This is a genomic window from Micromonospora sp. NBRC 107095, from assembly GCF_030269705.1.
Classification (GTDB): Bacteria; Actinomycetota; Actinomycetes; order Mycobacteriales; family Micromonosporaceae; genus Micromonospora; species Micromonospora parva.
In genome coordinates, this window is sequence record NZ_BSTU01000003.1 from 280577 (window position 1) to 298186 (window position 17610).

Sequence of the window (17610 nt, forward strand, 5' to 3'; positions counted from 1 at the left end):
CGACGGGCGAAGATCCCACCAGGGGAATGAAGGAGTCTCAGAAAATGCCGGTATCGGTCACCATGCCCCGGCTCGGCGAGAGCGTCACCGAGGGCACCGTCACTCGCTGGCTCAAGCAGGAGGGCGACACGGTCGAGGTTGACGAGCCCCTGCTCGAGGTCTCGACCGACAAGGTCGACACCGAGATCCCGTCGCCCGCGGCGGGCGTGCTGAGCCGGATCGTGGTCGGCGAGGACGAGACCGCCGAGGTCGGCAGCGAGCTGGCTGTCATCGCCGGTGAGGGCGAGTCGACCGGCGGTGGCGAGGCCGCGCCGCAGGAGCAGGCTCCGGCCGAGGCGGTCGAGCCGGCCGCCGAGCCGACGGCCGCCGCCGAGGGCACCGCCGCCGAGGTGGCCCAGGACGAGGCACCGGCCGAGGCGCCGGCTCCGGCCGCCGCCTCGTCGGGCGAGGGCACCGCGGTGAAGATGCCCGCGCTGGGTGAGAGCGTCACCGAGGGTACGGTCACCCGCTGGCTGAAGCAGGTCGGCGAGACCATCGAGGTCGACGAGCCGCTGCTGGAGGTCTCCACCGACAAGGTGGACACCGAGATTCCGTCGCCGGTCGCCGGCACGGTGTTGGAGATCAAGGTCGCCGAGGACGAGACCGCGGCGGTCGGTGCCGACCTGGCGATCATCGGCGTTGCCGGCGCGGCCCCCGCCCAGGCGCAGCCCGAGCCGAAGGCGGAGGCCAAGCCGGCGCCGAAGGCCGAGCCGAAGCCGGAGCCGAAGGTCGAGGAGCCGACCCCCGGCATGTCGTACAACGAGCCCGCCGCGGAGACCGAGAGCTCGGCGCAGCCGGCCAAGACGGAGCAGGCCGCGCAGCCGGCCGCCGCCACCTCGACGCCACCGCGCCCGTCCGCACCGGCGCCGGGTGCCGGCGACGAGGCCGCCGGGTACGTGACTCCGCTGGTACGCAAGCTGGCCAGCGAGCACGGCGTCGACCTGGCCGCGTTGAACGGCACCGGCGTGGGTGGTCGGATCCGCAAGCAGGACGTCCTCGACGCGGCCGAGCAGGCCAAGGCCGCCAAGGCTGCTCCTGCCGCCGCACCGGCCCCCGCCGCCGCGCCGTCGGCGGCTGCCGCCAAGCCGGCCGCGAAGCCGCAGCCGAGCGCCAAGCGGGGCACCACGGAGAAGCTGCCGCGGATCCGGGCGACGATCGCCAAGCGGATGCAGCAGTCGCTGCACGAGACGGCGCAGCTGACCACCGTCGTCGAGGTCGACGTCACCAAGGTCGCCAAGCTGCGGGCCAAGGCCAAGGACTCGTTCCAGGCCAAGCACGGCGTGAAGCTGTCCTTCCTGCCGTTCTTCGCCCTCGCCGCCGTCGAGGCGCTGCAGACCCACCCGATCATCCAGGCCAGCATGGACCTGGAGGGCGGCACCATCACCTACCCGGCCGCCGAGCACCTCGGCATCGCCGTGGACACCGAGCGCGGGCTGCTCGTGCCGGTCATCCACAACGCCGGTGACCTCAACATGGGCGGCATCGCCAAGCGGGTCGCCGACCTGGCCGAGCGCACCCGGGCCAACAAGATCACCCCGGACGAGATGGCCGGGGCGACCTTCACGCTGACCAACACCGGCAGCCGGGGTGCGCTCTTCGACACCCCGATCGTGCCGTCGCCGCAGTCGGCGATGCTCGGTACGGGTGCCGTGGTGAAGCGTCCGGTCGTGGTCAACGACCCGGAGCTGGGCGAGGTCATCGCGGTCCGGTCGATGGTCTACCTGGCCATGTCCTACGACCACCGCCTGATCGACGGCGCTGACGCGGCCCGCTTCCTGACCGCGGTCAAGGAGCGGCTGGAGGCCGGCAACTTCGAGTCGGAGCTGGGCCTGGCCTGATCCATCCGCACCGCCGAAAGGGGCGCCCCGGTCGAGGACCGGGGCGCCCCTTTGCGCTGTGCTGCTCAGCCCTTGAGCAGTGCGGTGGAGACCTGCCAGAGCCGCTCGGCGGCCTCCGGGTCCAGCGCGTACTCGGCGACGCCCGTCCGCCCGCCGGGCTGGGCCGGGGCAGCCTGCTGACAGTCCTCGAAGTAGCGCCCGCCCACGCCGTCCAGCAGCGGCGACGCGGCGACCAGCACCGAGGTGGCGGCACCCTGCTCGACCGTCTTCCAGGCCGCCGCGTTGCCCGCGCGCATGCGGTCCAGTTCCTCCTTGCTGACGTAGCGCTGGAGGTTGGTCTGGATCGCGCCGGGCATCAGCGAGTTGGTGAAGATGCCGTCGTCGGCCCAACGGCGGGTGGCCTCCACGGCGAAGAGCACGTTGGCCGTCTTGGACTGCCCGTACGCCTGCCACGGCTCGTACTCCCGCTGGTCGTACTGGATGTCCTCGAAGACCACCGGTGAGCGCAGGTGGGCGGCGGAACTGACCGAGACGATCCGGGCCCCGTCGGCGGCCGCGAGAGCCCGGTGCAGCCCGGTGGCGAGCGCGAAGTGCCCCAGGTGGTTGGTGGCGAACTGCATCTCCCAGCCCTGCGGGGTCCGGGACAGGGGCGCGGCCATGATGCCGGCGTTGTTGACCAGGATGTGCAGCGGGCCGTCCCAGTTGGCCACGAAGTCGGCGACCGAACCCTGATCGGCGAGGTCCAGCGGGGCGACCAGGACCCGGTCGTTGCCGGTGGTGCCGGTGATGTCGTTGGCGGCCTGCTGGCCCGCGTCGGGGTTACGGACCGCGAGGGTGACCGCCGCGCCGGCGCTGGCCAGGGCGCGGGCGGTCTCCACGCCGATCCCGGAGGACCCGCCGGTGACGACCGCCCGCCGCCCGACGAGGTCCACGCCCTTGATCACGTCCATCGCCGTGGAGTCATGAGCGAATGGGGTGCTGATCGGATTGTTCGTCGTCATTGTCCATCCTTGTTTGGGTGGGGTGGACCGGCCGGCCCGCTGCGGGAGGCCGCGGTCCCGGTGTTTCCCCGACCCGGGCCGGTGGTAACGCTGGACCCGTCGCCATCGCCGTTCGACCCTCCGACCAGCCCGAACGCTGCCAGAGTTGGGACGTGGGCGGCTACCGGCGGGGTGGACAGCTGGGACCGGCCGTGCCGATCGCCCCCGGGGCGCGGGTGGACAAGTTCGAGGTCTTCTTCGACCTGGTCTTCGTCTTCTCGTTCTTCATCATCACCCGGGCGACTGCGGCGAACATCTCCGGGCGGCAACTGCTGCACGCCGGCCTGGTGCTCGCCGTGCTCTGGTGGATCTGGGTGGTGCACAGCCTGGTCGCCACCCGGGTCCGGCTCGGCGAGGGCTACGTGCCGGTGCTCATGGTGATCGCGATGGTCGCCCTGTTCGCGTTCGCCCTGGCGCTTCCGCAGGCGTTCAGCGACCCGAAGGGGAGCGCCGCCGGCCCGATGCTGGTGGCCATCAGCTACGTCGTCGTCCGGGCCGTACACATGATCCTTTATCAGCATGTGGTACGGGACAGCCCGCAGGAGCGCCGGCAACTGCGGCGGTTCGCCCCGGAGTTGACGGTGAGCATCGTGCTGCTGCTGGCCGCCGCCCTCATCCCAGCTCAGATCAGCGACCCCGACCGTGCCGCCATGGTCCGCGACGGGCTGTGGATCACCGTGGTGGTGGTGCAGTACGCGACCGGCTTCATCGTCGGGACCTGGGGCTGGGGGGTGACCAGCGCCGAGCACTGGACGGAACGCTACGACCTCATCCTGATCATCGCCCTGGGCGAGTCGATCATTTCCACGGGGGTGGGCGGCAATCTGCTCGGCAAGCCGGTCACCTGGCCGGCGGTCGCCGCCGCCGCGCTCGGCATCGTGGTCACCGCCGCCCTCTGGTGGGCGCACTTCGACTTCATCGGGCCGGCCGCCCGGATCGCACTGCACGCGGCGGAGGGTGCCCCCCGGGTGGCGATGGCCCGCGACGCGTACGCGTACCTCTACCTGCCGATGATCGCCGGGGTGATCCTCTTCTCGATCGGCAACGAGGAGATCCTGCACAAGATCACCGACCCGGCCGGCGGGATCGCGGAGAAGATCGAGGGGCCGGCGGTGCCGATGCTCTTCGGCGGGCTGATCTGCTACTTCGCCGTCAACCTGCTCTTTCAGCTGCGCACCCTGCACACCGTCACGTGGACCCGCATCGGCGTCATCCTGGTGCTCACCGCGGCCCTCCCGGTCGGCCAGCACCTGCCGGCGCTGGGCGCGCTCACCCTCGCGACAGTGATCTGCGTGGCGCTGGTGGCCGTGGAGGTGACGGTCATGTCGCAATCCCGGCACGCGTTGCGGGCCGCCGTCTTCCAGGAACGGACCAGCCACGAGGCCCACGAGGCCGGCTGGCGGGCGCGCTGGCACGACGTCCGGGAGACCGACGAGCCCACCACGCCGTGACGCGGCCGGTATAGGATCCGGCGCAGCGTCGCGGTGTACCCGGCACGAAGGCCGCCGTGGGCATGGAGGCGCGGGGACAGCATGGGACGAACGTGCACCCACCCACGTCACCGGCCGGCCGGCTCGCCGCCGTCGGCAATCAGATGATCGAGATCCACCTCTGGCTCAGCGCGGAACTGGCCCGGTTACAGGACAGCCTCGACACCCCGTCACGGGACCTGCGGGCGCACTGCCTGACCTTCTGCGCCGCGCTCGGGCGACACCACACCGGCGAGGACGCGGGCGCGTTCCGGCTGCTGGCCGAGGAGGTCCCCGAACTGCGCCCGGTCATCGACAACCTGATCACCGACCACGAGGTGGTGGCGGGGATCCTGGAACGGGTCGAGGCACTGCTGGGCGGCGACGCGGCGGTGCCGGTCGCCCAGGTGCGCGCCGAGTTGGGCGGGCTGGCCGCCCTGCTCGAATCGCACTTCCGCTACGAGGAGAAGCGGCTGGTCACCGCGCTGAACGCGCTCACCGGTCGATCCGGAACGACCGAACAGCTGCTCGGCCTGACCGCGCCGCCGCACGTCCCCGATCCCCGCTAGGTGCCGTGTCCGACCTCCGGGCCGGGGGCGGCGGCGGGCAGTCGCTCGTAGTAGCGGATCTTCTCCCGGAGGTGCTCGTACTGGTCTTGGAGCAGGCGCATCTGCTCCTCGACCCGTACCGCGTGGTGTCGCAGCAGCTCACAACGCTCGTCGACGGTGTGGTCGCCCTCGCGGGCCAGTTGCGCGTAGCGGCGCATCTGCGCGATCGGCATCCCGGTGTCGCGCAGACACCGGAACAATTCGAGCCAGCCGAGGTCGTCGTCGGTGAAGACCCGCTGCCCGCCCGCCGTCCGCTCCACGTCGGCGAGCAGGCCGATCTTCTCGTAGTACCGCAGGGTGTCCAGGCTGAAGCCGCTGCGGCGGGCGGCCTCCGAGGGGGCGTAACCGCTCATTCGCGAGATGGTAGTGCTTGACCTGGAGCGCGCTCCAGGTTGGAGGCTGGTGACCATGACGACGACACGGACGCTGGGACGCAGCGGCATCACGGTGAGCGCTATCGGAATGGGATGCTGGGCCATCGGCGGCCCGCTCTGGGGTGACGACGGGCAGCCGTTCGGCTGGGGTGAGGTGGACGACGCCGAGTCGATCCGCACCATCCACCGGGCGCTCGAACTTGGGGTGACCCTGTTCGACACCGCCAGCAACTACGGCGCCGGACACAGCGAACGGATCCTCGGCCGAGCGGTGGCCGGGCGACGGGACAGCGTGGTGATCGCCACCAAGTTCGGCAACGTCAGCGAGGAGAGCGCCCGGCGGGCACTCGGCACCGACGCCAGCCCGGCGTTCGCCGTGCGCAGCCTGGAGGACTCGCTGCGCCGGCTCGGCACCGACTACGTGGACCTCTACCAACTGCACCTCAATGCACTGCCGGTCCCCGCCGCGCTCGATCTGGTCGACACCTTGGAGGGCCTGGTCGACCAGGGCAAGATCCGGGCGTACGGCTGGAGCACCGACGACCCCGCCTCGGCGCAGGCGTTCGCGGCTGCCGGCCCGCACTGCGCCGCGATCCAGCACGACGAGTCGGTGCTGCGCGACAACGCGGCGGTGCTGGCGGTCTGCGACAAACATGACCTGGCCAGCCTCAACCGTGGGCCGTTGGCGATGGGACTGCTCACCGGATCGACCCGGGCGGTCGGGGCGGATGATGTGCGCGGACGGGCGCCGGAGTGGCTGGAGTGGTTCACCGACGGCCGGCCGACACCACGCTGGGCGGCCCGGGTCGACGAGGTCCGCGCGGCGCTTACCGCCGACGGGCGCACCCTGGCGCAGGGCGCGCTCGGGTGGCTGCTGGCGCGCAGCCCCCGTACCGTGCCGATCCCCGGCCTGCGCACGGTGGCCCAGGCCGACGAGAACCTGGCCACCCTGGAACTGGGCCCGCTGAGCCCGGAGTCGTACGCCGAGGTGGAACGCCTGCTCGCCGACCTGCGCCCCACCCCCTGACCCGCCCTGATCCCGGGCCCCGGCCCCGTCGATCTTGCATTTGCTGCGCCGAAAAAAGGACGTGTCGGGGCATAACGGCAACAGAAAGTGCAAGATCGACGAGGGGTGGGGCCGGGGCGTGCGTCCACGGGTGGGGGTTTGGACGAAGATGGGGGTATGCGGATCCTTCTGGCCGGCGCGTCCGGCTTCCTCGGCACCCGGCTGGCCGACCGGCTCACCACCGACGGGCACCAGATCACCCGGCTGGTCCGTCGGTCGCCGCGCGACCCGCAGCAGCGGCAGTGGGACCCCACTGCCGGGCAACTCGACCCGGCAGTCGTCGCCGAGGCCGACGCGGTCATCAACCTGGCCGGCGCGGGCGTCGGCGACAAGCGCTGGGACGACGACTACCGCCGGTTGATCCGCACCAGCCGGGTGGACAGCACCACCACGCTGGCGACCACCATCGCCGGGCTGCCCGCCGCGGACCGACCCCGGGTGCTGCTCAACTCGTCGGCCGTGGGCTGGTACGGCAACACCGGCGACCGGGCGGTCGAGGAGGACGCGCCGGCCGGCGAGGGCTTCCTGGCCGACGTCTGCCGGGTGTGGGAGGCCGCGACCCGGCCGGCCGAGGACGCCGGGGTACGCGTGGTCCGGCTGCGGACCGGCCTGCCACTGGACCGCGAGGGCGGGCTGCTCAAGCCGCAACTGCTGCCGTTCAAGCTGGGTATCGCCGGACGGCTGGGCAGCGGCCGGCAGTGGCTGCCGTGGATCTCGATGGCTGACTGGCTGGACGCGACCCGCTTCCTGCTCGACCACGACGACATCGCCGGCCCGGTGAACGTGGTGGGACCGAACCCGGTGACGAACGCCGAGTTCACCCGGGAACTGGCCCGGCAGTTGCACCGCCCGGCGATCATCCCGATCCCCGCGCTGGCGCTCAAGGTGGTCCTCGGCGGTTTCGCGCACGAGGCCCTCACCAGCACCCGCGTCCTCCCGGGCGTCCTCACCCGAGCCGCCTACCGTTACCAGCACCCCACCCTCCCCCAAGCCCTCACAGCAGCCCTGACCCCCTGACCACCCCGCCGCCATCGGCGATGATCAAGAGGTTTGCGTCAGGTTCCGGCTTCCGGATGACGCAAACCTCTTGATCGACAGAGGGCTGGGGGTCCCGCCCACCCCGGGTTGTTCGGCCCTCGGCAGAAAACTGCGGTCAGTGGGCCGGCGTCGGCCGAAGCTGGACCGATGGCGACTTTCTCCCTCCAAGCGACCCCGACCGACGCGGCGAGCTGGGCCGAGCTGGCCCGCCGGGCCGAAACTGCCGGCTTCGACGCTCTGCTCGCCGCCGACCACCCTGGCGACGTGACGTCACCGTTCGTGGCGCTGGCCGCCGCCGCCCCGGTCACCTCGACGATCGGGCTCGGCTCGTACGTGTCAAACCTCGGCGTACGGGAACCGATGCTGCTCGCGGCCGACGTGGCCACCCTCGATCTGATCTCCAATGGACGGGCCCGGCTCGGTGTCGGCGCCGGTCACACCCCGGCGGAGTGGCGCGCGGTGGGCCGGGAACGCCCCGACGTGGCCGGTCGGGTCCGCCGTTGCGTGGCCGTCGCCGAGGCGGTCCGCACCCTGCTCGACGGCGCCGCGGTCACGGTCGACACGGCCGAGCTGACGATGCGCGAGGCGGTGCTGCGCGAGCCCCGGCCGGTGCAGAAGCGGATTCCGCTCACGATGGGTACGGCGAACTCGACGCTGCTGCGGTGGGCCGGCGCGCACGCCGACGTGGTCGGGCTGACCGGGTTCGGACGTACCCTCGCCGACGGCCACCAGCATGAGGCCCGTTGGCAGGCCGACCAGATCGAGGCGCAGCTGGCCTGCGTGGCCGCCGGCGCAGCCGGCCGGGCCGATCCGCCGGCGCTGGAGGCGCTGGTGCAGACGGTGGTGGTCACCGACGACGCGGAGGCTGCCGCCGCGGAGCAGGCCCGGCGCACCGGAATGACCGTCGCCGAACTGCTGGCCACTCCGTTCGTGCTGATCGGCACGGTGGACGAGATCGTCACGGCGGTCGCCGAGCACGAGAAGCGCTGGGGGGTGACCCGGTTCGTGGTCCGCCGCGACGCGCTGGATCCGCTCGCGCCGGTCCTGGCCCGGCTGACCTGATCCCCTGATCCCCTGACACCGGCGTTGATCAAGAGGTTTGCGTCAGGTTCCGGCTTCCGGATGACGCAAACCTCTTGATCAACAAGGGCTGGGGGTGGGCTCAGCAGCCGATCACCCAGTGGTTGGGGGCGGTTTGCTTGAGGGCGGTGGTGTAGAAGGTGTTGTAGAGGCCCATCCGCTGGTTGGAGCCGTTGGCGTAGGCGTAGCCGCCGGACTGGTACGCCCGACCGGCCGTCACGTGCGCGTAGTTGCTGGCCGTCACGCAGGTCGCGGGCGTGGTCGGGGTCGGGGTCGGGGTGACCGTCGGCGTCGGCGTGACCGTCGGGGTGGGGGTCGGGCCGGTGCCGCCGCCGTTCAGACCGAAGAAGAGCGCGTCACGGTACGTCGAGCAGATGGTGTCCAGGAAGTACGCCCCGGCGGTGCCGCACTGTTCGGCTGCGGAGCCCGGGTCGACCGGGGTGCCGTGGCCCATCCCGGAGATCCGGTAGAGCCGCACGTCGTCGTTGCCGTACACCTCGAGGCTGGTGTTGCCGGGCAGAGACGAGGTGCTGGTCGGGGTCTGCGACACGCCCCGGACGTTGGTCCACTGGTCGCGGGACTCGGTGCCGTTGAGCGGGGTGACAGTGGTGTCCGAGGTGCCGTGCCAGATCGCCACCCGCGGGCGCGGGCCGGTGTAGCCGGAGTACGCGCCACGGACCAGGTCGCCCCAGGCTGCCGGGGTCTTGTCCGCACCCGGGTTCATGCAGCTGAACGCGTTGACCATGCTGGTGGCGCAGCGGTACGGGATGCCCGCGATGATCGACCCGGCGGCGAAGACGTCCGGGTAGGTGGCGAGCATGACCGCGCTCATCGCCCCGCCCGCGGAGAGCCCGCTGACGTACACCCGGGAGCCGTTCACCCCGAAGTTCGCCTTGGCGTGGTCGACCATCTGCTTGATCGACAGCGCCTCGCCCTGGCCTCGGGTGGTGTCCCCCGCCTCGAAGAAGTTGAAGCAGGAGTTGGCGTTGTTGCCGGACGGCTGCTGGGCGACGATCAGGGCGAACTTCCACTGGTCGGCGTACTTCTGCCAGCCGGAGTTGGCGAAGTAGCCGGAGGCGTTCTGCGTACACCCGTGCAGCAGGACGACCGCGGGGGAGTTGGCCGGCAGGTTGTCCGGCCGGTAGGCGTACATGGCGAGGTTGCCGGGGTTGGAGCCGAAACCGGTGACCTGGGTGAGGGTGGCGGCCTGGGCGGGTGCGGCGATGGCGACCACGCCCGCGGCGGCGAGGGCGACCCCGGCGACCGCACCGAGCAGCCGGGTGAGGATGGACGAGGAGCGGCGCACGGCGGCCTCCTGAGGGGGGCGGACTGTGAACTGGGTCACGGTCGAGTTGCCGAGACGTTACGACGGTGTGTCGCCGCTATGACATGGCGCACACTCACACATTCACGACGGGCGCTGTGTACGCCGAACCATCGACGAGGCGGACCTAATCCGTCCCCAACGGTCCCGTCCTTGCAGGTCTGACCGGCCCGTCCAGGTCCGGTTGGTAACGTCCGCTGCGTGCCGTCCTCCCCGTCGCTGGCCACCGGGCCCGCACCCGCGTCACCGCCGCGCGCCGTCCGGAACCGCCGGGCCGACCTGATCGTCGTGCTGGTGGCGCTCGCGCTCGCCGTCTGGGTGACCAGTGGGCTGTGGCGGGACCCGAACGTGCGGACCATCACCGTCAACTCCAGCGACCAGGCGCTGTTCGAGTGGCTGCTCGCCTTCGGCGGGCACGCGGTCACCCACGGGGAGAACCCGCTCTTCACCCACCTGATCAACGTTCCGGACGGCGTGAACCTCGCGGTCAACACGACGGTCACCGTGTACGCGGTGGTCTTCGCCCCGCTCACGTACCTGATCGGGCCGCCGGCGACGTTCCTGGTGATCCTCACCCTGAACCTGCTCGCCACGGCGTTGGCCTGGTACTGGCTGCTGTCGCGGCACCTGGTCCGCAGCCAGCTGGCCGCCGGGGTGGGCGCGCTGTTCATCGCCTACTCCCCCGGCATGGTGTCGCACGCCAACGCGCACCTGAACTGGACCGCCGGTTGGCTGGTGCCGCTGTTGATCTGGCGGCTGTTCGCGCTGCGCCGCCCGGGGCACTGGCTCCGCGACGGGGTGATCCTCGGCGTGCTGGTCGCGGTGGCCTTCTCGATCGCCGCCGAGGGGCTCTTCTTCACCGCGCTGGCGCTGGGCGTGTTCGTCGCCATCTGGGCGCTGCACCCGGCCAACCGGGCCGAGGCGCGCACCGCGCTGCCCGACTTCCTGCGCGGTCTCGGGGTGACCGCAGTGGTCGCCGGGGTGCTGTTGTCGTACCCGCTGTGGTTGCACTTCGCCGGGCCACAACGGTTCCACGGCACCGGCTTCGACCCGGTGATCCACTCCGAGGACATCGCGGCGTTCGCCGCCTTCCCGCGGCGCTCGCTGGCCGGTGAGGTCGGGTTGGGCACCTCGCTGGCACCGAACCCGACCGAGGAGAACTCGTTCTTCGGCATCCCGCTGCTGGTTCTCACAGTGGTCTGCTTCATCGCGCTCTGGCGGCGGGCCGACGCGCACCGCCGGGCCACCCTCTGGGCGTTGGGCGTCGTCGCGCTGATCTTCACGGTGCTCTCCTTCGGTCCGGTCGCCAAGGTCGACGGCCGACGCACCGACCTCCCCATGCCGTTCGACCTGCTCGGCCAACTGCCGGTGGTGAACGCCGCGCTACCGGCCCGGCTGGCACTGGTGGTCGCGCCGGTGGTCGGGCTGTTGCTGGCATACACGATCGACCAGTTGCGCGCCGCACCACCGCGGCACCGCTCCACGGAACTGGCCTGGCTGATCGGTTTCGTGGTGGCCCTGGCGCCGCTGCTGCCCACCCCGCTGCTGACCGACGAGCGGGAGCCGATCCCGGAGTTCATCACCTCCGGCACCTGGCGGGAGTACGTCTCACCCGACGGGGTGCTGACCCCGCTGCCGCTGACTGTGGACATCTACCCGGACGGCCAGCGGTGGCAGGCGTACGCGTTGTCGCACCGGCAGGGCGAGTTCGCCATTCCGGGCGGCTTCTTCCTCGGCCCCGGCGGGCCGGACGGGCGGGGCCGGATCGGTCCGGTGCCGCGCACCCTGAGCGCGTTGATGGACCAGGCCGGCCGGACCGGGTTGGTCCCCATCGTCACCGACGGAACGATCCGGGAGGTCCAGTCGGACCTGCGGCACTGGCGCATCGAGACGGTGGTGCTCGCCGACCAGGTGCACGGCGCGAAGTTCGAGGTGGACGAGGAGGCGCTGCGGCGCACCGCCACCGCCCTGTTCGGCGAGCCGCAGCGGGTCGACGACGTCTGGCTCTGGCGGATCCCACCGGCTGACCGGTAGCCCCCGACACCCGTGGTGATCTTCGCCGGTGAGGCGGCTCACCAGGGAAGATCGCCCAGGGCGGGACTAGGCTTGGTGCCGTGACAACGACGACCCCCGGCCTGACGGCCGTTCGTGCCGGCCTGCTCGACTACCAGGCCGCCTGGGACGAGCAGCGACGCCTGCACGAGTCGGTGGTGGCTGGCGAGCGCGGCGACACCGTGCTGCTGCTGGAGCACCCGAGCGTCTACACCGCCGGCAAGCGCACCGAACCGTGGGACCGGCCGATGGACGGCACCCCGGTCGTCGACGTGGACCGCGGCGGCAAGATCACCTGGCACGGGCCGGGGCAGCTCGTCGGTTACCCGATCCTGCGCCTGCCCGACCCGGTGGACGTGGTCGCCTACGTGCGCCGGACCGAAGAGCTGCTCATCGACGTGTGCGCCGAGTTCGGACTGACCGCCGGCCGGGTCGAGGGGCGCAGCGGGGTCTGGGTGCCGGAGGACGACCGGGGGCCGGCCCGCAAGGTGGCCGCCATCGGCATCCGGGTGGCCCGGGGCGTCACCCTGCACGGCTTCTCGATCAACTGCGACTGCGACCTGACGTACTTCGACCGGATCGTGCCGTGCGGCATCCGGGACGCCGGCGTCACCTCGCTCACCGCCGAGCTGGGCCGCCCGATCAGCGTCGCCGACGTGCTCCCGGTGGTCGAGCGTCGGCTCGCCACCCTCGTCACGGTCTGAGCAGGCCCGGCTCCGGGGTGGCCGAGGGCCGGCCTATCCTCGGGCCAATGCAGATCGACCTCGTCACCGTTGTCGTCACCGAGTACGACCCGGCCATCGCCTTCTTCACCGAGGCGCTCGGCTTCGAGGTGGCCGAGGACTCCCCGTCGCTGACCAACGACGGGCGGCCGAAGCGCTGGGTGGTGGTCCGCCCGCCGGGCGGCGGCACCGGGTTGCTGCTGGCCCGCGCCGACGGCGAGCGACAGGAAGCCGCGGTGGGCGACCAGACCCACGGCCGGGTCGGGTTCTTCCTCCAGGTCGACGACTTCGACGCCACGTACCGCCGGATGGTCGAGATGCACGTCGAGTTCGTCAAGCCGCCGCGCACCGAGCCGTACGGCAAGGTCGCTGTCTTCCGCGACATCGCCGGCAACCTCTGGGACCTGCTCGGCCCCGCCTGAGCCGCGGCCGGCCCACCCGCTCGGGTGGGCCGGCAGGGCGTCACCTACGGAGTCAGGCGGTGCAGGTCGCGCGGGAACGCGGTGACCTCCCGGATGTTGGCCGCGCCGACCAGCCGGGCCACGAACCGTTCCAGTCCGATGGCGAAGCCGCCGTGCGGCGGCATGCCGTGCCGGAACGCGTCCAGGTAGCCGGCGTACGGCTCGACCGGCTCGCCCCGGGCCGCCAACGCCGCCAGGTAGTCGGCGTGCCGGTGCAGCCGCTGCCCGCCGGTGACCAGCTCCAGACCTCGAAAGAGCAGGTCGAAACCGTTCGAGTACGCGGGCCGCGCCGGGTCCGGGTGGGTGTAGAAGGGCCGCTTCGCCATCGGGTAGCCGGTGACGTAGAGGAAGTCCGACCCGTGTTCGCGCCGGGCCCACTCACCCAGTGCCCGTTCGTGGGCGGGCGCGAGGTCCGGTTCGTCGGCGGGCGCGCCGGCGATCGTCAGCGCCTCGGTGAAGTGCACCGCCGGGATCTCCGCAGGCACCTGCGGCGCGGTGACGCCGAGCGTCGCCAGGGCCGCGCGGGCCCGCTCGCCCACCGCGCCCACCATTGCGGCCAGCGTGTCGCGCAGCACCCGCATCACGTCCCGGTGGTCGGCGACGAAGCCCAGCTCCGCGTCGAGCGACGTGTACTGCGCGAGGTGTCGGACCGTGTCGTGCGGCTCGGCCCGGAAGACCGGCCCCACCTCGTAGACACGTTCGAAGACGCCGACCATCAGCTGCTTGTAGAACTGCGGCGACTGGGCCAGGTACGCGGGCCGGCCGAACCAGTCCAGCGCGAACACGTTCGCCCCGCTCTCGGTGCTGGAGCTGACCACCTTCGGCGTGTGGATCTCCACGAAGTCGTGGGCGTCGAGCGCGGTCCGGAACCCGGCCACCGCGGCCGCCGAGATCCGCAGCGCAGCCGAGCGGGTGGAATGCCGCAGCGCGGTGGGCGCGTGGTCCAGCTGGGTGGGCAGGCTCGCGGTGAGCGCCGGCCGGTACAGGTCGAACGGTGGCGGCGCTGCGGGCGGCCCGAGTGGACGTACCGTCGGGTCGGTCAGCTCGACCCCGGCGGGCGCGGTGCCGTTCGCGGTGGCCGTGGCGGTGACCTCGACGACCGTCTCCTCGGTGAGTTTCTCCAGTTCGGCGCGGACGGCCGGGTCGGTGACGACCACCTGGGCCAGGCCGGCGGCGTCCCGCACGATCAGGAAGGCCACCGACTTGAGCAGTCGGCGGCGGTGCACCCAGCCGGCGATCCGCACTGTCGTGCCGATACTGGCGGGCAGGTGATGGGACAGGGTTCGTTGCATGGCGCGCTGCTCCTCGGTCGATCGCCACGCCGTCGCCGCCCGGGGAAAGCGAAGCGTCGCATCAGCCCCAGGCAGGTGTGGGCGAGCGGGAACCTCGCGGTGCCACCACACCTTCGCCCCCGCCGAAGCGGAGGCCTCGTTCGTCGCCTGATGACCGGGGCCAGCCGGGCGGGCTCTACTGGGCCTCGCGGCCGTTCTGCCCGCAGCTCGGGAGGGTCTTCACGCACCGGCGCCAGACCGCCTCTCAGCAACCGGCGGCTCTCTGCACTGGCGGGTCGGGGCGCTACTCGGCTCCGTCATCGCTGTTGGCGCCGACCGTAGCACCCGAAACCCGCTCGTGTGACGCCCATTTTCGCCATGCCGGTGTCCGGCGTCACAAGGTCTGGGGCGTGACGCCGGTCGCCCGACGCACATAGACACCTGCCGTCCGGCGTAGGCTCGTTTTCGTGACGATCGAGCACTCCGCGCCGACGACCGGCCAGGCAGCGCGCACCGCAACAGCGGCCCCCGAAGGGCGGCGTCTGCTGCGGATCGAGGCGCGCAACGCCGAGACGCCGATCGAGCGCAAACCGCCATGGATCAAGGTCAAGGCCAAGATGGGTCCGGAGTACACCCAGCTGCGCGGGCTCGTCTCGCGCGAAGGGCTGCACACCGTCTGCCAGGAGGCCGGCTGCCCCAACATCTACGAGTGTTGGGAAGACCGGGAGGCCACCTTCCTCATCGGTGGTGACCAGTGCACCCGGCGCTGCGACTTCTGCCAGATCGACACCGGAAAGCCGGCCGAGTTCGACGCCGACGAGCCGCGCCGGGTCGCCGAGTCGGTGGTCTCGATGGGTCTGCGCTACGCCACCATCACCGGTGTCGCCCGCGACGACCTGCCCGACGGCGGCGCGTGGCTGTACGCCGAGACCGTCCGACAGATCCACGCTCTCCAGCCGGGTTGCGGCGTCGAGCTGCTGATCCCGGACTTCAACGCCGTCCCCGAGCAGTTGGCCGAGGTTTTCGGCTCCCGCCCGGAGGTGTTGGCGCACAACGTGGAGACCGTGCCGCGCATCTTCAAGCGCATCCGCCCGGCCTTCCGCTACGACCGTTCGCTGGACGTGATCCGGCAGGCCCGCGCCGACGGCCTGGTCACCAAGAGCAACCTCATCCTGGGCATGGGCGAGGAGCGGGCCGAGGTCTCGCAGGCGCTGCGTGACCTGCACGAGGCCGGCTGCGAGCTGATCACCATCACCCAGTACCTGCGCCCCTCCCCCCGCCACCACCCGGTGACCCGCTGGGTCAAGCCGGAGGAGTTCGTGGAGCTGCGTGAGGAGGCCGAGGAGATCGGCTTCGCCGGGGTGATGAGCGGGCCGCTGGTGCGTTCGTCGTACCGGGCCGGCCGGCTGTACCAACAGGCCATCGACGCCCGCGCCGCCGCCTCGGTCGTCACCGTCAGCTGACCGCGCCGGCAACGCCGCGCGGCCGTTCGACGTCCGGGTGTCATGATCCTGTGATGACCGTCGGCGTACGCGAGCAGCCGCGCGGCGCGGGCGCACCCCGCCCGCGCCCCGGCGTACGTGCCGGCCTGGTCGGTTGGCTCACCGGGTTGGCCGTGCTCGCCGGGGTGGGTTACCGGCTGTGGCTGTTGCGGCAGACCGCGCCGCCGACGAACAGCGACGAGGCCACCATGGGGCTGGCCGCGCTGCACATCGCCCGGGGCGAGGGTTTCCCGATCTGGTTCTACGGCCAGCAGTACATGGGCACGTTGGAGGCGTACCTGGCCGCGCCGGTGTTCGCCGTGGCCGGTGGGCCGTCGTTGCTCGGGCTGCGGTTGCCCACGCTGGCCCTGTACGCGCTGTTCCTGCTGCTGGCGTGGCGGTTGACGCTGCGGCTGACCGGGGACCGGTGGTTCGGGCTGCTGATGGTCGTGCTGCTGGCCCTCGGCTCCGACCGGGTCGTCAAGAACCAGCTGATCGCCGGCGGCGGCTACCCGGAGATGAACGTGGCCGCGGCGGCGCTGGCGCTGCTCGCCGTGGACCTGGCCAGCGACCGCCCCGGGCAGTCGGCCGACACCGGGCGACCTGACGGCAGGTCCGCCGGGCGACCGGGCTGGCGGCTGGCGCGCTGGGCCACCTGGGGGTTCCTGGCCGGGCTGATGCTCTGGGTCGACCCGCTCGTACTGCCGTACGTCGCGGCGACCGGGGTGGTCCTCGTCGGGTTCCGCCGCCGGGAACTGTGGGGCGCCGCCGGGGCACTGCTCGGGGTGGCGGCCGTGCTGGGGGCGGCCCCGCTGCTGCTGCACAGCGTGCTGACCGGGCGCAACCCGCTGCACGCCGTGCTCGTGGCCAGCGGCGCGAACGCCAGCGCGGGCTGGGCGGACCGGCTGCACGGCGGTCTGGTGCTCGGCCCGCCGCTGGGCATGGGCTTCTGCGCTCCCGGCCAGTGCGCCACCTGGCAGCTGTGGTGGGCACTCGTCCTGCCGCTGCTGCTGGCCGTCGCCGCCGGCACCGCCTGGCGGGCGCTGCGCGCCCCCGACAGTGGCCCTGCCGGTGTCGGCCCCGGCGCGGTGTCGCCCCGGGTGGCGGCGGCGGTCCGGCTGGCGCTCGTGCTGGCCGCGCTGGCCACCCTCGGCGCGTACACCGTGAGCAGTGCCGCCGGTCTCACCCCGGTGGAGAGTTCCCGTTACCTGTCCTGCCTGCTCATCTCCCTGCCGGCGCTGCTCTGGCCGGTATGGACGGTGGCCCGGCGTGGGCTGCGACCGGCGGCGACCGGCCGGCACGGCGTCGGGTCGGCGGCGGCCCGCTCGGTCGCGGTGGTGCTGCTCGCCGCCACCGTGGGCACCACCGCCCACGCCACCTGGCGGGCGGCGGAGACCGTCGGGGCGACCCGGGCCGCCGAAGCCCGGCACGCCGAGTTGGTGAGCACCCTGCGTCAGCTCGGCGTACGGCACGTGCGCGCCGGTTACTGGACCTGCAACCGGCTCACCTTCGCCACCGCGGAGCGGGTGGTCTGCGCGGTCGTCGACGACAACCTCCGCCCCGGGTTCGACCGCTACCCCGCGTACCGGCGCGAGGTGGACGGCGCGACGGCGCCGGCCTGGGTCGCGCCGGCCGGCTCGCCGCTGGCCGGGGCGCTCGACGAGCGGCAGCGGGTCGCGCCGGGCAACCTCGACCTGGTCACGATCGAGGGCTGGCGCATCTACCTGCCCCGCTGATCCCGCAGCCG

Annotated in this window: 15 protein-coding genes; 11 read left to right on the top strand and 4 right to left on the bottom strand. The window is 72.2% G+C overall.

Going from position 1 to position 17610, the window contains the following annotated elements; translation table 11 throughout:
* Nucleotides 1–44: 44 nt before the first annotated feature.
* The gene (gene sucB / locus QSK15_RS18045) at nt 45–1877 is read left to right on the top strand and encodes a 2-oxoglutarate dehydrogenase, E2 component, dihydrolipoamide succinyltransferase (RefSeq protein ID WP_285795337.1); all 1833 of its coding nucleotides are present in this window, start codon (nt 45–47) and stop codon (nt 1875–1877) included.
* Between the two features lie 65 nt (nt 1878–1942).
* Here the strand turns inward: sucB and QSK15_RS18050 are convergent, their stop codons facing one another.
* A complete protein-coding gene (locus tag QSK15_RS18050; protein WP_285795338.1) occupies nt 1943–2878 on the bottom strand; it encodes an SDR family NAD(P)-dependent oxidoreductase in 936 nt (311 codons plus the stop codon).
* 152 nt (nt 2879–3030) lie between these two features.
* Between QSK15_RS18050 and QSK15_RS18055 the strand changes: the two genes are divergently transcribed.
* Entirely contained in the window at nt 3031–4368 is a 1338-nt protein-coding gene (locus tag QSK15_RS18055; protein WP_285795339.1) for a low temperature requirement protein A, read from the top strand.
* A 92-nt stretch (nt 4369–4460) separates the two neighbouring features.
* Nucleotides 4461–4955: a hemerythrin domain-containing protein gene (locus tag QSK15_RS18060; RefSeq protein WP_285795340.1), complete on the top strand. Its 495-nt coding sequence runs from the start codon at nt 4461–4463 to the stop codon at nt 4953–4955.
* On the opposite strand, the gene QSK15_RS18065 is transcribed toward QSK15_RS18060, so the two are convergent.
* Nucleotides 4952–5347: a MerR family transcriptional regulator gene (locus QSK15_RS18065; RefSeq protein WP_285795341.1), complete on the bottom strand. Its 396-nt coding sequence runs from the start codon at nt 5345–5347 to the stop codon at nt 4952–4954. The two genes, QSK15_RS18060 and QSK15_RS18065, sit on opposite strands and share 4 nt — an antisense overlap.
* Nucleotides 5348–5402: 55 nt before the next feature.
* Between QSK15_RS18065 and QSK15_RS18070 the strand changes: the two genes are divergently transcribed.
* The 3 genes from QSK15_RS18070 (at nt 5403) to QSK15_RS18080 (ending at nt 8534) form a co-directional block, all read left to right on the top strand.
* The gene (locus QSK15_RS18070; RefSeq protein ID WP_285795342.1) at nt 5403–6395 is read left to right on the top strand and encodes an aldo/keto reductase; all 993 of its coding nucleotides are present in this window, start codon (nt 5403–5405) and stop codon (nt 6393–6395) included.
* 156 nt (nt 6396–6551) lie between these two features.
* Complete coding sequence (locus QSK15_RS18075; protein WP_285795343.1) at nt 6552–7451, top strand: TIGR01777 family oxidoreductase; 900 nt, start codon at nt 6552–6554, stop codon at nt 7449–7451.
* A gap of 168 nt (nt 7452–7619) precedes the next feature.
* The gene (locus QSK15_RS18080) at nt 7620–8534 is read left to right on the top strand and encodes an LLM class flavin-dependent oxidoreductase (protein ID WP_285795344.1); all 915 of its coding nucleotides are present in this window, start codon (nt 7620–7622) and stop codon (nt 8532–8534) included.
* A 100-nt stretch (nt 8535–8634) separates the two neighbouring features.
* Here the strand turns inward: QSK15_RS18080 and QSK15_RS18085 are convergent, their stop codons facing one another.
* Complete coding sequence (locus tag QSK15_RS18085; RefSeq protein WP_285795345.1) at nt 8635–9858, bottom strand: extracellular catalytic domain type 1 short-chain-length polyhydroxyalkanoate depolymerase; 1224 nt, start codon at nt 9856–9858, stop codon at nt 8635–8637.
* 219 nt (nt 9859–10077) lie between these two features.
* Here QSK15_RS18085 and QSK15_RS18090 point away from each other — a divergent pair, with 219 nt between their 5' ends.
* From QSK15_RS18090 to QSK15_RS18100, 3 genes are all read left to right on the top strand, one after another.
* Nucleotides 10078–11910 carry a DUF6311 domain-containing protein gene (locus QSK15_RS18090; RefSeq protein ID WP_285795346.1) on the top strand — a complete coding sequence of 611 codons (1833 nt, stop codon included), beginning with the start codon at nt 10078–10080 and terminating at the stop codon, nt 11908–11910.
* Nucleotides 11911–11990: 80 nt separating this feature from the next.
* Nucleotides 11991–12632 carry a lipoyl(octanoyl) transferase LipB gene (gene lipB / locus QSK15_RS18095; RefSeq protein ID WP_285795347.1) on the top strand — a complete coding sequence of 214 codons (642 nt, stop codon included), beginning with the start codon at nt 11991–11993 and terminating at the stop codon, nt 12630–12632.
* A gap of 47 nt (nt 12633–12679) precedes the next feature.
* Complete coding sequence (locus QSK15_RS18100; RefSeq protein ID WP_285795348.1) at nt 12680–13072, top strand: VOC family protein; 393 nt, start codon at nt 12680–12682, stop codon at nt 13070–13072.
* A 44-nt stretch (nt 13073–13116) separates the two neighbouring features.
* Here the strand turns inward: QSK15_RS18100 and aspS are convergent, their stop codons facing one another.
* Nucleotides 13117–14403: an aspartate--tRNA(Asn) ligase gene (gene aspS / locus QSK15_RS18105; protein WP_285795349.1), complete on the bottom strand. Its 1287-nt coding sequence runs from the start codon at nt 14401–14403 to the stop codon at nt 13117–13119.
* 446 nt (nt 14404–14849) lie between these two features.
* Here aspS and lipA point away from each other — a divergent pair, with 446 nt between their 5' ends.
* Both lipA and QSK15_RS18115 read left to right on the top strand, forming a co-directional pair.
* Nucleotides 14850–15845, top strand: a complete 996-nt coding sequence (gene lipA, locus QSK15_RS18110) for a lipoyl synthase (RefSeq protein WP_081883748.1) — start codon at nt 14850–14852, stop codon at nt 15843–15845.
* A 53-nt stretch (nt 15846–15898) separates the two neighbouring features.
* Nucleotides 15899–17599, top strand: coding sequence for a hypothetical protein (locus QSK15_RS18115; RefSeq protein WP_285795350.1), 1701 nt, complete (start codon nt 15899–15901; stop codon nt 17597–17599).
* Nucleotides 17600–17610: the final 11 nt, after the last annotated feature.